Here is a 15,082-nt window from a genome sequence, read left to right as displayed (position 1 = left end):
AATGCAAAAGCCATCATTTCGCTTGCGAAATGGTGGCTTTTTTTGCTCAGAACGACACAGCGATCCGGTTGTTGGCGGAAAAATGCACCGATTGATCGTTGCAGAGGACGATTCCTTCTACAACGATTGCTTTTCCTGACTCCTGCTTCAGGAAGGAAACCTGAAAGTTTTGAAACGCTTCTGCCGACTGCGGCGGGATTACCACCGGCTGAATCGGCGCAATCCAGTATTCGCCCCGCTCCATCGCCTGCGTGAACCAGTCGTCGTCAAGGTATCTCCAGCCCTTCAAGCCGTTGCTTCCTTGCACCGCCAACGTCTCCACGAGTTTTGGCGGCAAAATCTGTCCGCCCATCTTGATCGAATCGGCAGGAGTCACCCGCAGGCACACAATCGGATTGTACAGCACCTCTGTCCCTGTGTTTTTGACCTGCAGCGTGCCGATGAGCAGGTACGGCTTCTCGGCTGAGTCCGAATGGATCAGCGTGTAGTCGAAAAATACTTCAGCCGCGATCCGTCCCTGTGTCTGGACAGTCGGCTTTGCTACGATTGGAACGGGGGCATTTGCTTGCGCTGTTGCGTTTGGTGGCTCCACGGCTTCTGCTTGCATCACTGCCTCCACCTGCTCCACTGCTCCCGTTTGCATCGCCGCTTCTGCCTGCTCCACTGCTCCTGCTTGCACCGCTGGCTCTGCCTGCTCCACAGTTTCCTCTTGCAAAGCTGCCTTTGCCTGCTCCACAGTTCCCTCTTGCAAAGCTGCCTTTGCCTGCTCCACAGTTCCCTCTTGCAAAGCTGCCTTTGCCTGCTCTACAGTTCCCTCTTGCAAAGTTGCCTCTGCCTGTTCCACTGCTTCCGCTTGCGCCGCCGCCTCTGCCGACTCCACTACGTCCGCCTGCCCTGCGCTTTCTTCTTTTGCCCCACGCTCATCGGCATGCACTGCTCCCCGATCAAGCAGCATCTCCACTTCATGGAGCAGTTCCACTTTGTCATCTGTGCCCGGCCATGCCTCAACACGGCTTGGTTGGGATGGCCATACACTGGAATAAAACAGCTTCAAAATGTTCGGCGGCAGATAGGCCAGCGGCTGAATGCGCAAGCCGCTTTGCATATACTCCAAAATGCCCGAGGCGAGGTAAAACGCAATCTTTTCGCTATACGCCCTGCGACGGAATACTTCGGTATGCAGCGGAATTTGCAACTGAACATGCACGATTCCGCTATTTTGCTTCGCGCCTTTGCTCACCTTTTGCTGGCAAGGGATTCCCGTCTGCTTCAACTCTGCCTGCAGGCATCTGATGAGCTCTCTTTGCCGCTCGCTTTCAGGCGGGTACAGAACCAGCCGCGTTTTTTCCAGCTGCCGCAGTTCCTTCATGCTGAATCGGATCGCGATGTCGGTATTTTTGGCGAGGGCGAGGTTGTTTTTGGCCAGCACGACCTCCATGCCATAATCGGAAACAAACCGCTGTACCTTGCCCAGCACCTCCCATTCATAAGCTGTTTCTGTGGCAGAGCTTCCCGTGAAGAGAGCGCAAACCTTGCCCTTCAATCCCGAGTCCAGATCGATGCGCTTCTGCTTCGGATCCCACTTCAATTGAAATCCGTTTTGCTTGCAAAATAATCGAAAAGCAGGCAGTGCCGCATACGGCATAGTCCCGCCACGCTGCCCGCTGTAATATACCTCGACGTCCATTTCCGTTCACTCCCTTACGACACTTCCTAAACTCGCTCCGCCATATTGTATGAACGCCCAGTGCCAAAAGTGAGCAATTTTGGCACTGGGCGTTCCTTCTCGGGCTGTACGGCATACCATGGCAACTAGAAAGGAGTGGTCATATGTCCGTCGAGCACCCGCCGCTGATCTCTATTATCATCCCTGTCAAAAATGAAGGAGACAATGTGCGCTCCACGATTACTTCCCTCGTCAATACAAGAACGAATATGAGCTATGAAGTCATCGTGGTCGATGATGCTTCTACAGATAACGGCTGTCATTTTTTACGCCAACAGGAAAACCCGAACATCAAGCTGATTACGACAGAAGGCATCGGGGCCGCAGCCGCGAGAAATCTGGGCGTGGAGCAGTCACGTGGAAAATATTTGATCTTTTGCGATGCTCACCTCACTTTTGAAAACTTTTGGATCGACCGCCTGCTGGAGCTGGTCCTCACGAAAAAGGCGGACGGTGTCGCCCCCGCCATCGCCTCCATGACAGAGCCGCACAAAATCGGCTACGGGCAAAAGCTCGATCAGAAGCTCGGCGTCGTCTGGAATCCGAATCCGCATCGCCCTTCTCCGGTCGCAATCCTGCCAGGGGGCTGCTTCCTCGTCACACGGGAAGCTTTTTTGAAGGTGGGCGGCTTTGATCGCGGCTTTCGCGTCTGGGGCTTTGAAGACATCGAGTTTTCCATCAAAATGTGGCTGTTCGGGTTCACCTGCCTGGTACATCCTTCCGTGAAAATTCTTCATTTGTTCCGGCAAACCCATCCGTACACGGTGGCTCATGAGCACATCTACTACAATATGCTGCGGATGGCGTACAGTCATTTTAACGAACAGCGGATCGAGGCGACGAAAAAGCTCATTGTGTACGCAGATGCAAACGAGATCGAAGACGATGTCCTGACCAGTGGCGCGGCAGCCCAGCGCATCCGTTACCTCGCCCAGAGAAAACGGGATGACAACTGGTTTTTCCAACAGTTCCAGATCCCGTTCTAACCTGTCCTTTCACCTAAAAAATAGGCATTCGTTGACAAGCAAATTTCCCCTTGCCCACATAGTATGTAACTGCAAAGCAAATCCCTCAGGAAAGGAAGGATTCATACGGTGAAACATCCTGTGAAGCCCATTATGGGTCGCCAGCTCCCTACACCGACGCCGACCGCCACTCCTCCTACTCCGAACAACCTTCAGGAAGAGTGCATTCGCGTCCAAAAGGTGTATGACTGGGTCGTTCTTGCTAACAGCTACCGAAACAAGATTGCCCTTCCCGACGATTGTCGAGCTCTTGTGGACGCAGCTATTCGTGCAGGGCAAGATATTACCATTTCGTGCGTGGAGCCTGTATCTCCCGGACCTACCTGCAATGTCGTCAGCATTCGCCGTGAAAACATCACCGTCAACGGAACCACCGTTCGCGTAGGTGTCGTCCGATTCGTGTTCAGTGCGACTGTTATCGTACGTGTTTTCGCAGACGGAACGCCACTCTGCGAATTTACGACAACCGTCCAGTTCGATCAGGAAGTCGTGCTCTGCCTGCCTGAACCGCTTAACGAGGACAACATCGTTTGCCGCATCAGCGCCCTGGAGTGCAGCCCAACCGGAAACGTTCTCCTTGGCGGCATGGTTCAACTCGATGTCATTGTCTGCGTGGAAATCCAGGTCGAAGCGGAAGTCAAACTGGAAGTGCTGGCCAAATTCTGCTCGCCACGTCCTAACAACATTCCTGTACCATCGCCAACACCTTCCTTCCGTTGCCCGCCGATCTCGTTCCCGCCGCAATGCCCGCCAATCTTCCCAGTTCGCAACTGCGATTGCCAGGCATCCGTGAACGCACTGATTCCGAACATTTCGATCAGTATCGGTATCCCGCTCGAAGTCGCCGTCGGTACAATTCAACTGATCGCCGACATCTGCCCAAGCTGCGATCCATCCAGCAGCTCGTTCACCTTTAACTTCTTTGACACTGTCATTACTGAACTGTTGGGCGACCAAAGCTTCAGCTTCTCGCCAACTTCGATCAGTTCGCCGACATGCATTACCGTCCTGCCAGGCATCGAGCTGTTGAGTGGTCTCGTCGTAACTGGTACCGGGGTAAGAACATTTACCGCAACCGGCGTCCAGGAGGTCATGACCTACTCGCTGACTCTCGCCGAAACCGGCCTCGGCCTGCCAGACGTCATCATCTTTACACTGACCGATTCCAACGGTGTCCTGGTCTTCACTGCCAACATCACTGTCGTTCCAGACGAGCAACTGCTGGTACGCGACTGCATCACCTTCCAGGATATCGTTATCACCTCACCATAAAGACGCTTCGCTCAAAAACTGTGTTTTACCGGGAGAAGACCATGGCTTCTCCCTTTTTTGCGTTTTTGCCTGCTCTACCAGGATACATGCACCATTTGGCATGCCTTACATATGTCTATAGAGGATCATCTTACGCAAAAAAGGAGGACAACACGGTGCTTAAAAAGAGAACCTCCAGCACAAAAAAGCCAAAAGCCGGAAACGAGAAGCTCCTTTTGCTGAAAAAACAGGCCTACTACTACGAAGACAAAGCAATCCAGCTAGGCCAGCGCGTCGCGGAGCTTGAAGAACAGATAGAAGCGCTCAGCCAGGAAAACCAGGAATACCGAATCCAACTGGAGGAATTGCAGCAGACACTTTCCACGCTGGACGAGAAAGCGATGGAATGGCAACAGTACACCGAACAGTCGCAAAAGCTGCTCACCGAGTTGGAGACGAAGCTCGACCATTACCAGAACCTGCTGCAGCAACGCGAAAAGGCCATTGCTGTCTATAAAGACCGGGAAGGCAAACTGAAACAAACGATCGAAGAGTTGCAACAAGAAATACACAACCTGGAACAGTCCCCGAGTCTGGCAGAGGCGCTCGCCAAGCATGAGGCCCAGGAAGCCCACTTGCGGGAGCATATCGAACTGCTGCAGCGCAAGGTCGAGAGCTTCGAGAAAAAAGAAGCGCAATGGGAGCAGCGGCTGTCTGAGTTGAAAGCAATCGAGTCTGCGAACGAGCAGGCGCTAAAGCAACTGGAAAGCGCACGGCAAAAAGAAGCAGAACTGATGCAACAGATCGCCTCCCAGGAGCAAATCCATGCAAAACTGCAAGAAGAGCAGCAACAGCAGCGCATGAATATGGAAGAACTACTTGCGGAACGCCAGCAATTGCTTGCGACGATTACCCGGCTGGAGCAGCAGGAACAATCCTGGAAAAAAGCGTTTGACCACATGCACACCGAATACGAGAGCGCGCAGCAAATCGAGCAGGAGCACCTTAGCCAACTGGAGTACTTGCAAGAGCAACTGCAACAAAAGGATGCCGAGTTGCAAGCCACTCGCCAAAGCTTTCAGGAACTGAGCGACCAGCACGACCAGACGCTCCAGCAACTGAACACTGCTTCGCAGCAGCTCGATGAAATGAGCAAACAACTGGAAGACGTAACCACGCAATGGCAAAACACCTCTTCCCATCTCGATGCTACAAACCACCAACTGGAGGCAGTAACCGGGCAGCTTGAAGATACTTCCCAACAGCTCGAAGCCACTTCCCGACAACTCACAGATACTTCTCAACAACTCGAAGCCACTTCCCAACAACTCGCAGATACTTCTCACCAACTCGAAGCGGCCCGCGACCACGAAGCACAGCTTTTGGCGCAGCAGCAACAGCTCGAAGCGAGCATCTCCCACTGGGAACAGCAGGAGCATTCATGGAAACATACCCTTGCGCAAAAAGACGCCGAGTTGCAAGCCACTCACCAGGCCTATCTGGAACTGAGCGACAAGCACGACCAGACACTTCAACAACTGAACACCGCTTCGCAGCAACTCGATGAAATGAGCAAACAACTGGAAGAAGTAACTACTCAATGGCAAAACACCTCTTCCCAGCTCGATGCTACGACCCGCCAACTGGAGGCAGTAACCGGGCAATTGGAAGATACCTCCCAACAACTCCAAGCGGCACGCGATCACGAGGCACAGCTTTTGGCGCAGCAGCAACAACTCCAAGCGAGTATCGCGCACTGGGAACAACAGGCGCACTCTTGGAATCTGACCCTGGAACAAAAAGACGCCGAGCTGCAAACTGCTCAACAGGCTTATCAAGAACTGAGCGACCAGCACGACCAGACGTTGCAGCAATTGAACACCGCTTCCCAGCAACTCGATGAAATGGGCAAACAACTGGAAGACGCCACCTTGCAATGGCAAAGCACCTCTTCCCAGCTCGATGCTACAACCCGCCAACTGGAGGCAGTAACCGAGCAACTCGAAGCTGTTTCCCAACAACTTGAAGCCGCCCGCGACCACGAAGCACAGCTTTTGGCACAGCAGCAACAACTCCAAGCGAATATCGCGCACTGGGAACAACAGGCGCACTCTTGGAATCTGACCCTGGAACAAAAAGACGCCGAGCTGCAAACTGCTCAACAGGCTTATCAAGAACTGAGCGACCAGCACGACCAGACGTTGCAGCAATTGAACACCGCTTCCCAGCAACTCGATGAAATGGGCAAACAACTGGAAGACGCCACCTTGCAATGGCAAAGCACCTCTTCCCAGCTCGATGCTACAACCCGCCAACTGGAGGCAGTAACCGAGCAACTCGAAGCTGTTTCCCAACAACTTGAAGCCGCCCGCGACCACGAAGCACAGCTTTTGGCACAGCAGCAACAACTCCAAGCGAATATCGCGCACTGGGAACAACAGGCGCACTCTTGGAATCTGACCCTGGAACAAAAAAACGCCGAGCTGCAAACTGCTCAACAGGCTTATCAAGAACTGAGCGACCAGCACGACCAGACGTTGCAGCAATTGAACACCGCTTCGCAGCAACTCGATGAAATGGGCAAACAACTGGAAGACGCCTCCTTGCAATGGCAAAGCACCTCTTCCCAGCTCGATGCTACAACCCGCCAACTGGAGGCAACAACCGAGCAACTCAAAGCCACTTCCCAACAACTGGAAGCCGCACGCGAACACGAAGCACAGCTTTTGACACAGCAGCAACAGCTCGAAGCAAGTATCGCGCACTGGGAACAACAGGAGCAAGACTGGAAATTGACCCTGGAACAAAAAGACACCGAGCTGCAAACTGCTCAACAAGCCTATCTGGAACTGCGCGACCAGCACGACCAGACGCTGCAGCAACTGAACACAGCTTCGCAGCAACTCGATGAATTGAGCAAACAACTGGAAGAAGCCCACGAACACGAAGCACAGCTTTTGGCACAGCAACAACAACTCGAAGCGAGTATCGCGCACTGGGAACAGCAAGAGCAAACTTGGAAAATGATCTTGGAACAAAAAGACGCCGAACTCCAAACTGCTCAGCAGGCCTATCAGGAACTGAACGACAAGCACGACCAAACACTGCAACAGTTGAACACCGCTTCGCAGCAGCTCGACGAAATGAGCAAAAAATTGGAAGAAACAACCACACAATGGCAAAGCACCTCTTCGCAACTCGATGCTACGACCCGCCAACTGGAGACGACAACAAAGCAGCTCGAAGATACTTTCCAGCAACTCGAAAACACTACCCAACAACTCGAAGCCACTTCAACCCAACTCGAATCCACTACCCAACAACTCGAAGCCGCCCGCAACCACGAAGCACAGCTTTTGGCACAGCAGCAACAATTCAAGGCTAGCCTCTCCCACTGGGAACAGCAGGAGCATTCATGGAAACAGACCCTTGCGCAAAAAGACGCCGAACTGCAAGCCACTCACCAGACCTATCAGGAACTGCGCGACAAGCATGACCAGACGCTGCAGCAGTTGCGCGACGCCGAAAGAAAGCTGGCCCAGCAGCAGACGGATGAGAGCAGTTGGAACAAACGCCTCGAAGACACCATCCAGTCGTTTAAACAACAACTGCTGGAAAAAGAAAAGCAGCTTGAGCAAATCACCACCCAGGAGCTTGTCTTGAAAAAGACAGTCGCCGGACTGAAACAGCTTGTCAAGGAATATCAAGAAAAAGAGGAGAAATACAGACAAGCCATAAAAGACTTCAGCCAAAAGGAAGCGCGGGCGAACAAGGCGTTGAGCCAGTTGCCAAGCAGCAGTCAATCGACGGGGATCGTCTCTTCATCCACCCCCATGCCGTTCCAGATGCCGCCGTACACCCAGCAGGGGAACACATTCAACCCGTTCAAGTGACCTGCTCCAATGTGCGATAGCCGTTACCACTCGCAGCCTTGCTGAATAAAACATAGTACAGTACAGAAAGGGAGGGATATCCATGACACCAGATCAACTCCGCGCACTTTACAATCAACGCCAGCAACGCCCTGTTCGCCAAGGCATGCGGCCGTTGGGAATGCCGCCATCGCCACTGCCAAAATCCGGGCCTGTGCACAACGTCAAACCCCATGTCCAAACCAAAACAACCGGGGGATGCTGCGGCAGGCGTTGGCGGGGCTAATGCAATAAAAGTCCCCTTTTCCATGACCCGTTCTGTGTGGGATGAAATGATCCGGCATTGCCAGGAAGAAAAACCGTATGAGGCATGCGGCCTGCTTTCGGGAAGGAACGGCAGCGCGCAAACGATCTGGCGGATGGAAAACATTTTGAAGCGCCCCGACGCTTTTGCCATGAACACGCGGCAAATCCAGAAGGTGCTGCAAAAAATCGCTTTCCGGGGGGAAAAGCTGGTCGGAATTTACCATTCCCATCCAACTGCACCGCCTGTTCCATCCATCGAAGACATCGCCTACGCCAACTATCCCGAAGCCGCCTATCTCATCGTCTCCCTTGCTTCGCCAAAACCTGCACTCGGATGTTACCGCATTTGGGGGGCAACCGCCTTTTCGTGCCCTCTCCAGCTTGAATAGAGTCCATCTATCCGATTCAGTCAAAAAAAAAACAGACAGAACGGCGGGTCATCGCTCCCGCTGTTCTGTCTGTTCCATTTTGGTGACGATCAGCCATTCACGCTGTTCCCAACTGACGAAATCATCCTCCCACAGCACCTGACACCGTTCCTCGTCGATGCTGATGACGACACCTCTGGCACCATCCTTCGCGAATACGACCAAATCCCCTACTTGTATCACCCGTATCGCCGCCCATTATCCCAGTCTGAAAATGATCCCGTGGCCGCCCTTCGGGTATTCCCACTTGATGTTCTCGTGTGGACAGCCGATACGGCAGCTTCCGCATTCGTGACAGCCTTCGTACCCTACGTGCATGCGCACTTCTTCCCACTTGTACACCTCAGCGGGACAAAAGATCGTACAGAGCTTATCCGGGCACTGCGTCGCGCACACATCCGCGTTCAACACGTGCAGATGCGACTGCGTGTCTGCCTTGAAGCGAACCAGGTACTGCTTTTCCTCGATCGATTGCCCTTTGGGTATTTGCGTCATCACTTCATCACCCTCCATGCATTCATCAGATCGCGCGCCATTTTCCACTTGTCCCTGGCGCTGCCCAGGTCGCTCCATATTTTTTTCTGCTTGCTCCACTTCGAGCTTCCATCCACCGTGAACATTTGACTGGCCACCCGATTCATCATCGGGATGTACTGCTCGAAGTAGTGCGGCGACTTTTCAAAATGATGCGTGGCGTCCTTGTACTTTTTCAAATCCTGGCCGACGAAGCTGTTCAACAGATTGGTGCGGTACGATTCCAGCATTTTTTCCGAGTAATCCCCCGCTTTTCTGGCGGCCAAAATCGCTTCGGCCGCCATGACCCCCGAAGCCATCGCCATGTTCGAGCCTTCGCGATGAATGGCATTGACGAGCTGCGCAGCGTCGCCAACGACGAGCACACCGTTGCCGACGATTTTGGGCATGGAGCGGTAGCCGCCTTCCGGGATGAGGTGAGCCAGGTACTCCTGCTGCTCGCAGCCTTGCAGGTACGGGCGAATCATCGGGTGGTTCTTGACGTAATCCAATAGCTCATACGGCTTGATCTTGTGCTTAATCAGTCCGGACAGCATCGTGCCCACGCCGATGTTCAAACTGTCCTTGTTCGTGTACAGCCAGGCTGTGCCGAGAATCCCTTTGGTCGAGTCGCCGAAAATCTCGATTGTGCAGCCGTTGTCACCTTCCAGATTGAAGCGCTCCTCGATGATTTTGCGGTCCAGCTTGAGCACTTCCATGACGGCCAGCGCGACTTCGTCCGGGCGAAACTCCTTGTGAAAGCCAAGTGATTTGGCCAAAAGCGAATTGACCCCGTCTGCGAGGACGACCACATCGGCGTAGACGTCTCCATCCGGGCGGTCTGTCTTGATCCCGACCACTTTGCCATCCTCGACGATACAAGACAACGCGACCGTCTCGTTAAGCAAAAGCGCCCCTTGCTGCACCGCTTTTTCCGCAAACCACTGGTCGAATTTGGCCCGCAGCACCGTAAAGTTGTTGTAAGGCTCCTGTGCCCACTCCAGACCTTTGTAGCTGAAGCTTACGGCGGATTCCTTATCCAGCATCATGAAGCGCTGCTCGACGATGGGACGCTCAACCGGCGCCTCCTTGTAAAATCCGGGGATGATGTCTTCCATTGTCTTGCAGTAGAGCACTCCCCCCATCACGTTTTTCGACCCTGGGTATTCGCCGCGCTCCAGCAAAAGCACATTGACACCCGCCTTCGCCAATGTGTAGGCGCATGCAGTTCCGGCCGGACCTGCACCAACGACAATCACATCAAACTTCTCAGCCATACGTAACCTCCCTGTCCGGCTCCTTCTGGAACGCCTCCATTAGTAACGGCACAATCTCAAAGGCATCTCCCACAATCCCGTAGTGGCACGCCTGAAAAATCGGCGCGTTCGGGTCTTTGTTGATCGCAACAATCAGTCCGGCGTTGCGCATGCCGACCAGATGCTGGATTGCGCCGGATATTCCGATGGCAAAATAAATTTTCGGCGTCACCGTCACACCTGTCTGCCCGACCTGATGGGCATGATCGATCCATCCCGCCTCGACGGCATCCCTGCTCGCTCCAACTGTCGCTCCGATGGCTTCCGCGAAACGGTGGATGAGCGCAAAGCCTTCCTTGCTCCCCAGCCCTTTTCCTCCCGCCACGATGACGTCCGCTTCGTCCAGCCTGACCTTTTCCCTCGTTTCCCGCACGACTTTCAATACTTTTGTGCGAATGTCCTCTTCTGCAAGCTGGATGCTCTCGCGGATCACCTCGCCCGTGCGCGTGAAGTCAGGCTCCATCGCCTTCATGACCTTCGGGCGGACCGTCGCCATTTGCGGACGATGCTTCTTGCACAAAATCGTCGCCATAATGTTTCCGCCAAACGCCGGACGGCTGGCTTCGAGCAGCCCTGTCTCCGCATTGACGTCAAGCATCGTCGTATCGGCCGTCAGCCCTGTCTCCAGGTCGGTCGCAACAGCACTCGCCAAGTCCTTGCCTGTGGAGGTCGCTCCGTACAACAAAATTTCCGGTTTGTGCTTCTGTACACACTCGATCACGGCGCGCATGTACGACTCCGTGCGGTAATCGGCAAAAATACGGTCGTCGTAGACGTACACCTGGTCCGCCCCGTACGGAAACACGGTTTGTGCCAGCTCCGTCACGCCATCTCCGATCAAAAGACCTGCGAGCGGCACGCCGCGTTTGTCGGCCATTTGCCGGCCAGCCCCAAGCAATTCGAGCGACACGGGTGCAATACGTCCTTCCCGTACCTCCAGATAGACCCAGATGCCCCGATAATCGTCCAGATTCATGCTTGCCCCTCCTTCACGCGAAACAACGCCTGTTTTTCTTTCAGGATTTCCATCAAGCGCTCGACCTGCTCCTTGGGGGTGCCCTCCAGCATTTCCCCTCCCTTTGGCTTTTCCGGCGGCCATACCTTCGCCACAATCGTCGGCGAACCTTTCAGACCGAGCAGATTCCGGTCGATGTCTCCAAGGTCGTTTACCGACCAGACAACCGGATTGTACCGGGCCGCGCGCAGCATGTTCGGCAACGGCGAGTACGGCACCTCATTGATCTCCTTTTCGACAGAAAAAAGGCAGGGCAAGGTAGACTGGACGACCTCATAGCCGTCTTCCAGCTTGCGGTGCACGATGGCATAGCCTTTCTCCTTGTTTACCTCTACCACTTTTTTGACGTTGGTGAGCGGAGGTATATCAAGTCTTCTCGCCACTCCCGGACCGACCTGGCCCGTATCGCCGTCAATCGTCATCTTCCCGCAGATAACCAGATCAACAGGCTGTGTTTCGGCGATTTTCTCGATTGCCTTGGTAATGGCATAGCTCGTCGCCAGCGTATCCGCCCCGGCAAACGCGCGATCCGTCACCAGATAGCCTGCGTCTGCGCCGATCTCCACACATTTGCGAATCGCTTTTACGGCTGGCGGCGGCCCCATCGTCACCACGGAAACTACGCCTCCATAACGCTTTTTCAACCGGACTGCTTCCTCTACCGCGTGTGCGTCATACGGGTTGAGAATCGCGGGTGCGCTGGCACGATCCATCGTGTTTGTTTTCGGATTCATCTTGATGACCTTCGTGTCCGGCACCTGCTTGATGCAAGCTACGATGTGCAGCATGAACAATCCCCCCTTGCTGCCGGGCGCGCGGGTTCGCTTTTTCCAGCTCAAAGGTTGTCTTTCTTTCGCGCAAATCATTTCGGGCAGCTTGTCGTTCGTTGTTACTAACCTATTGCAAGGAGGGCGGGCTTAGACCTGAAACGAACGGACTGTCAGGGAACATTTGCAGGCCATTTCCTTTTTTCACAAAAAAAGACGCCTGGCATCGGCCAAGCGCTGACAGGCGTCTTTCGTTTTGCTTATTTTTTCAAGGACAGCTCAACCGACGCGTCGGTGAACTTCTTCGTTACTCGCTTCAACTTGATTTGCAGCCCGATTTGCGGAAGGATTTTTCCGACCTCCGGCACTTCCGGCATCGAGTAGTCGTTGCTGTCGTCAAAGGTGGTCACTCCCTTGAGCGACGGGTATTTCATGGTGCCGAAAATATAATTGAGATTCATACCAGACGTTTTGTTCGGGCTAAACGCCGCGTCGTTCACCTGGTAGCGGGAATCGGCAATCGCGTCTTTGTTTCCTTCGTCGTTGTTCCAGTAGCGCACTTCCTGATGCGCATCGACTACGCCGAGCATGCCGTAGCCTGGATGCTGGCTTGTGTTGTTGTCTTCTGTTTTGCCGTAGCGGCCGTCATAGTACCAGATCACCATGCCTGGGTCGTAAGAGAAGAACGAGTCGCCGCGGCGGAAGTATTTCAGACCTTCGTCCACGCCTTCATGAGAGCGCAGCTCGATCAGGTAGTACGCGTCGTACAATTTTCCTTTGCCATCGAAGTGAACGAAGCCATCCAGTTCGAACTTCAGGTCGCCCTCAGCGTCGTCGGCAAAAATGACTTCGCCGTCCGCTTCCACTTCAAAGTTGTCGAGGTAGAAGCCAGGCAGTGCCAAGCCGCCATCTGTCACGTAGTTGAACTCCACGCGAATTTTCTTGCCAGTAAAATCATTCAGGCTGATTGTTTCCTTTTCCCAGCCTTTGGTGACATCGTCGTATTGCTCTACCGTTTTGCTTTCGCCTGTATCCTCATCAATCACGTTGACATACAGGTAGTCGTAGTCGGTTTCAATCGCTCTCCACGAGTCGAAGCTCATGGACGCCGTGCTTGCCCCGGTCAGATCGATTACGTCCGAAATCATTTTCGTATTCAGGTTGTCGCCTTCATCGGAGAAGTAGGCGTAATCCCCGTCTTTCGGCTGAGTCGGCGGTTCTTTTTCGACCTGCGGCATGTTGAGCTTGATAACTTTTCCACCCATTTCGGTGCTGGAAGCGTCAATCAGGCCAAACGTCTTCTTTTTCTTTTCCAGATCCTTATAATCGAGGACGCGCGGAGCAATCCATTTGCCGCCGTACATTTCCTGCAGCATCATCTTGGACCACGGATCCAGTCCGGTTGGTTGTGTTTGGAAAATTTTACCTGTATGGCTACCAGAAGACATCAGGGACCATGCCCCTACTGGCGAATCGTGTCCTTGTCTCGTCGTATCATACAAATCCGGCAGTCCAAGGTTGTGTCCGTATTCGTGGGCGAAAACGCCAGGTGCGCCGTCTTCCGGCTGAATCATATAGTCGAAAGCTTTCAGGCTTGTGCCTGGGATTTCTACCGGCTTTTTCAGTGTCCAACGGTGCGACCAGATTGCATCTGCATCCTTTCCTGTCTCTTCACCGATACCCGCATGTACGAGCATCAGGTTGTCCAGCATGCCGTCCGGCTCCATCAGATCGCCGTCGCCATCCAGGTCGTACGGGTCGCGCTGGTCGAATTCTTCCTCCCTGCCTGCAATTGCCTTGCCTACAGCTTCCAGCGTTTCTTCGACCAGATCGCGCGGTGCTGCGTCGTTGCCGCTCGAATTGTTTCCGCCGTAATACTTGTAGCTCTTTTCAGCCATCTGCCAGGGAGTGACTACTCCATCTACCGTCCAGCTTCTGCCGGACTGTAAATAGTAGTACTCTGCCATTGTCGTCATGCTGGTGCCTTCTGGCGTCGTATAGCCCTTTTGGTTGAAAAGCATTTCGCGGTAGTGCTTTTCATTGAAGTCCTTCGTCCAGAGCGTGTCGTTTGCTTTCGGCAACTGGTTGTGCTCCCGATCCGGGAATTCAATGAGCGCAACCACAATGTTATCGGTATGTACTCGTTTGGAGGCGCGCAGTTCGCTTTCATCCTGGTCCTCGACCTCTGCCACCCGCTTTGCTGCCTCCGACAAGGCTGCCATTTGGGACTTCTCCGCTTTTTTCCCGAAGGAGGTGGAGTTGTCGATACCATGCGGCACTTTTTTGTCCTTGAGATATTCGAGCAAAGCTTCATTGATTTCTTCCTGATCGGCGTCCTCATCAATAACGCCTTGCTCCATCAACCCTTTTACCAGTCGGTCGATATTGACTGTGGACAAGTCCACCTCCAGGGTATGCTTGTCCTCCTTCGACTTGGCCAATCCCGCTGCAGGTGCAGCCGCAAATGCACTCAGCACGAGTGATGACGAAAATAAAATAGATAAGAACTTCTTGCCTTTCTTCACTGCCGTTCACCCTCTCTTTCTGTCTGTTTGGTTTGGCCGGACTATCATTTCGCCCCCTGTAGTTCCGACTATTCACAATTATTACATACATCTTGATAACAGCCTAAAAATTTCTTTCGACAGAAAATTATCCCTTCGCAAAACGATTTTTCTCTTGAGACATCTGACCTAAAAGGACAAACTGTTTGATTTTCCATTTTTTGTGCTATTTTTCTCAGATTGCAGGAGAAGAAAGACTTCGCTAAGCCTGCCAAAAGTCCTATCGATCCATTGTAGAAATTTGTCGATCAAACACGAAAAATACTTTTTCATCAAACGGTTCGATCCGGTTCTTTTCC

12 protein-coding genes are annotated in these 15,082 nt (G+C 53.4%); 5 read left to right on the top strand and 7 right to left on the bottom strand.

Annotated elements, in window-relative coordinates:
• Nucleotides 1-46: 46 nt before the first annotated feature.
• Complete coding sequence (locus AAFJ72_RS06990; protein ID WP_432776559.1) at nucleotides 47-1,687, bottom strand: hypothetical protein; 1,641 nt, start codon at nucleotides 1,685-1,687, stop codon at nucleotides 47-49.
• 143 nt (nucleotides 1,688-1,830) lie between these two features.
• Between AAFJ72_RS06990 and AAFJ72_RS06985 the strand changes: the two genes are divergently transcribed.
• The 5 genes from AAFJ72_RS06985 (at nucleotide 1,831) to AAFJ72_RS06965 (ending at nucleotide 8,569) form a co-directional block, all read left to right on the top strand.
• Complete coding sequence (locus AAFJ72_RS06985; RefSeq protein WP_122906840.1) at nucleotides 1,831-2,712, top strand: glycosyltransferase family 2 protein; 882 nt, start codon at nucleotides 1,831-1,833, stop codon at nucleotides 2,710-2,712.
• Between the two features lie 108 nt (nucleotides 2,713-2,820).
• The gene (locus AAFJ72_RS06980) at nucleotides 2,821-4,023 is read left to right on the top strand and encodes a hypothetical protein (RefSeq protein ID WP_122906839.1); all 1,203 of its coding nucleotides are present in this window, start codon (nucleotides 2,821-2,823) and stop codon (nucleotides 4,021-4,023) included.
• Between the two features lie 155 nt (nucleotides 4,024-4,178).
• Complete coding sequence (locus AAFJ72_RS06975; protein WP_432776558.1) at nucleotides 4,179-7,895, top strand: hypothetical protein; 3,717 nt, start codon at nucleotides 4,179-4,181, stop codon at nucleotides 7,893-7,895.
• 82 nt (nucleotides 7,896-7,977) lie between these two features.
• Nucleotides 7,978-8,160, top strand: a complete 183-nt coding sequence (locus tag AAFJ72_RS06970; RefSeq protein ID WP_432776557.1) for a hypothetical protein — start codon at nucleotides 7,978-7,980, stop codon at nucleotides 8,158-8,160.
• Between the two features lie 22 nt (nucleotides 8,161-8,182).
• Nucleotides 8,183-8,569 (top strand): Mov34/MPN/PAD-1 family protein, encoded by a 387-nt coding sequence (locus tag AAFJ72_RS06965; protein WP_122906837.1) that lies wholly within the window; start codon nucleotides 8,183-8,185, stop codon nucleotides 8,567-8,569.
• A gap of 48 nt (nucleotides 8,570-8,617) precedes the next feature.
• Here AAFJ72_RS06965 and AAFJ72_RS06960 read toward each other — a convergent pair whose 3' ends face one another.
• From AAFJ72_RS06960 to AAFJ72_RS06935, 6 genes are all read right to left on the bottom strand, one after another.
• Entirely contained in the window at nucleotides 8,618-8,791 is a 174-nt protein-coding gene (locus tag AAFJ72_RS06960; protein WP_170163494.1) for a hypothetical protein, read from the bottom strand.
• A 15-nt stretch (nucleotides 8,792-8,806) separates the two neighbouring features.
• Nucleotides 8,807-9,103: a ferredoxin family protein gene (locus tag AAFJ72_RS06955; RefSeq protein WP_122906836.1), complete on the bottom strand. Its 297-nt coding sequence runs from the start codon at nucleotides 9,101-9,103 to the stop codon at nucleotides 8,807-8,809.
• Complete coding sequence (locus AAFJ72_RS06950; RefSeq protein WP_432776556.1) at nucleotides 9,103-10,398, bottom strand: FAD-dependent oxidoreductase; 1,296 nt, start codon at nucleotides 10,396-10,398, stop codon at nucleotides 9,103-9,105. The genes AAFJ72_RS06955 and AAFJ72_RS06950 overlap by 1 nt, the downstream gene beginning before the upstream one ends.
• Nucleotides 10,391-11,413, bottom strand: a complete 1,023-nt coding sequence (locus AAFJ72_RS06945; RefSeq protein ID WP_432776555.1) for an electron transfer flavoprotein subunit alpha/FixB family protein — start codon at nucleotides 11,411-11,413, stop codon at nucleotides 10,391-10,393. The genes AAFJ72_RS06950 and AAFJ72_RS06945 overlap by 8 nt, the downstream gene beginning before the upstream one ends.
• The gene (locus AAFJ72_RS06940; protein ID WP_432776554.1) at nucleotides 11,410-12,240 is read right to left on the bottom strand and encodes an electron transfer flavoprotein subunit beta/FixA family protein; all 831 of its coding nucleotides are present in this window, start codon (nucleotides 12,238-12,240) and stop codon (nucleotides 11,410-11,412) included. Before AAFJ72_RS06940 ends, AAFJ72_RS06945 begins: the two co-directional genes overlap by 4 nt.
• A 239-nt stretch (nucleotides 12,241-12,479) precedes the next feature.
• Nucleotides 12,480-14,744, bottom strand: coding sequence for an immune inhibitor A domain-containing protein (locus AAFJ72_RS06935; RefSeq protein ID WP_432776553.1), 2,265 nt, complete (start codon nucleotides 14,742-14,744; stop codon nucleotides 12,480-12,482).
• Between the last annotated feature and the right edge of the window lie 338 nt (nucleotides 14,745-15,082).

Origin of the sequence: Brevibacillus gelatini (assembly GCF_050920745.1) — a bacterium.
In the GTDB taxonomy this organism is placed as follows: Bacteria; Bacillota; Bacilli; order Brevibacillales; family Brevibacillaceae; genus Brevibacillus; species Brevibacillus gelatini.
Note: the sequence above shows the minus strand (reverse complement) of the source record. Positions and strands in the feature narration are given on the sequence as shown.

Excerpts from the sequence above, each read along its gene's own strand:
- AAFJ72_RS06990 (WP_432776559.1), bottom strand. The coding sequence starts at position 1,687 with ATGGACGTCGAGGTATATTACAGCGGGCAGCGTGGCGGGACTATGCCG.
- AAFJ72_RS06985 (WP_122906840.1), top strand. The coding sequence starts at position 1,831 with ATGTCCGTCGAGCACCCGCCGCTGATCTCTATTATCATCCCTGTCAAA.
- AAFJ72_RS06970 (WP_432776557.1), top strand. The coding sequence starts at position 7,978 with ATGACACCAGATCAACTCCGCGCACTTTACAATCAACGCCAGCAACGC.
- AAFJ72_RS06965 (WP_122906837.1), top strand. The coding sequence starts at position 8,183 with ATGACCCGTTCTGTGTGGGATGAAATGATCCGGCATTGCCAGGAAGAA.
- AAFJ72_RS06955 (WP_122906836.1), bottom strand. The coding sequence starts at position 9,103 with ATGACGCAAATACCCAAAGGGCAATCGATCGAGGAAAAGCAGTACCTG.
- AAFJ72_RS06950 (WP_432776556.1), bottom strand. The coding sequence starts at position 10,398 with ATGGCTGAGAAGTTTGATGTGATTGTCGTTGGTGCAGGTCCGGCCGGA.
- AAFJ72_RS06945 (WP_432776555.1), bottom strand. The coding sequence starts at position 11,413 with ATGAATCTGGACGATTATCGGGGCATCTGGGTCTATCTGGAGGTACGG.
- AAFJ72_RS06940 (WP_432776554.1), bottom strand. The coding sequence starts at position 12,240 with ATGCTGCACATCGTAGCTTGCATCAAGCAGGTGCCGGACACGAAGGTC.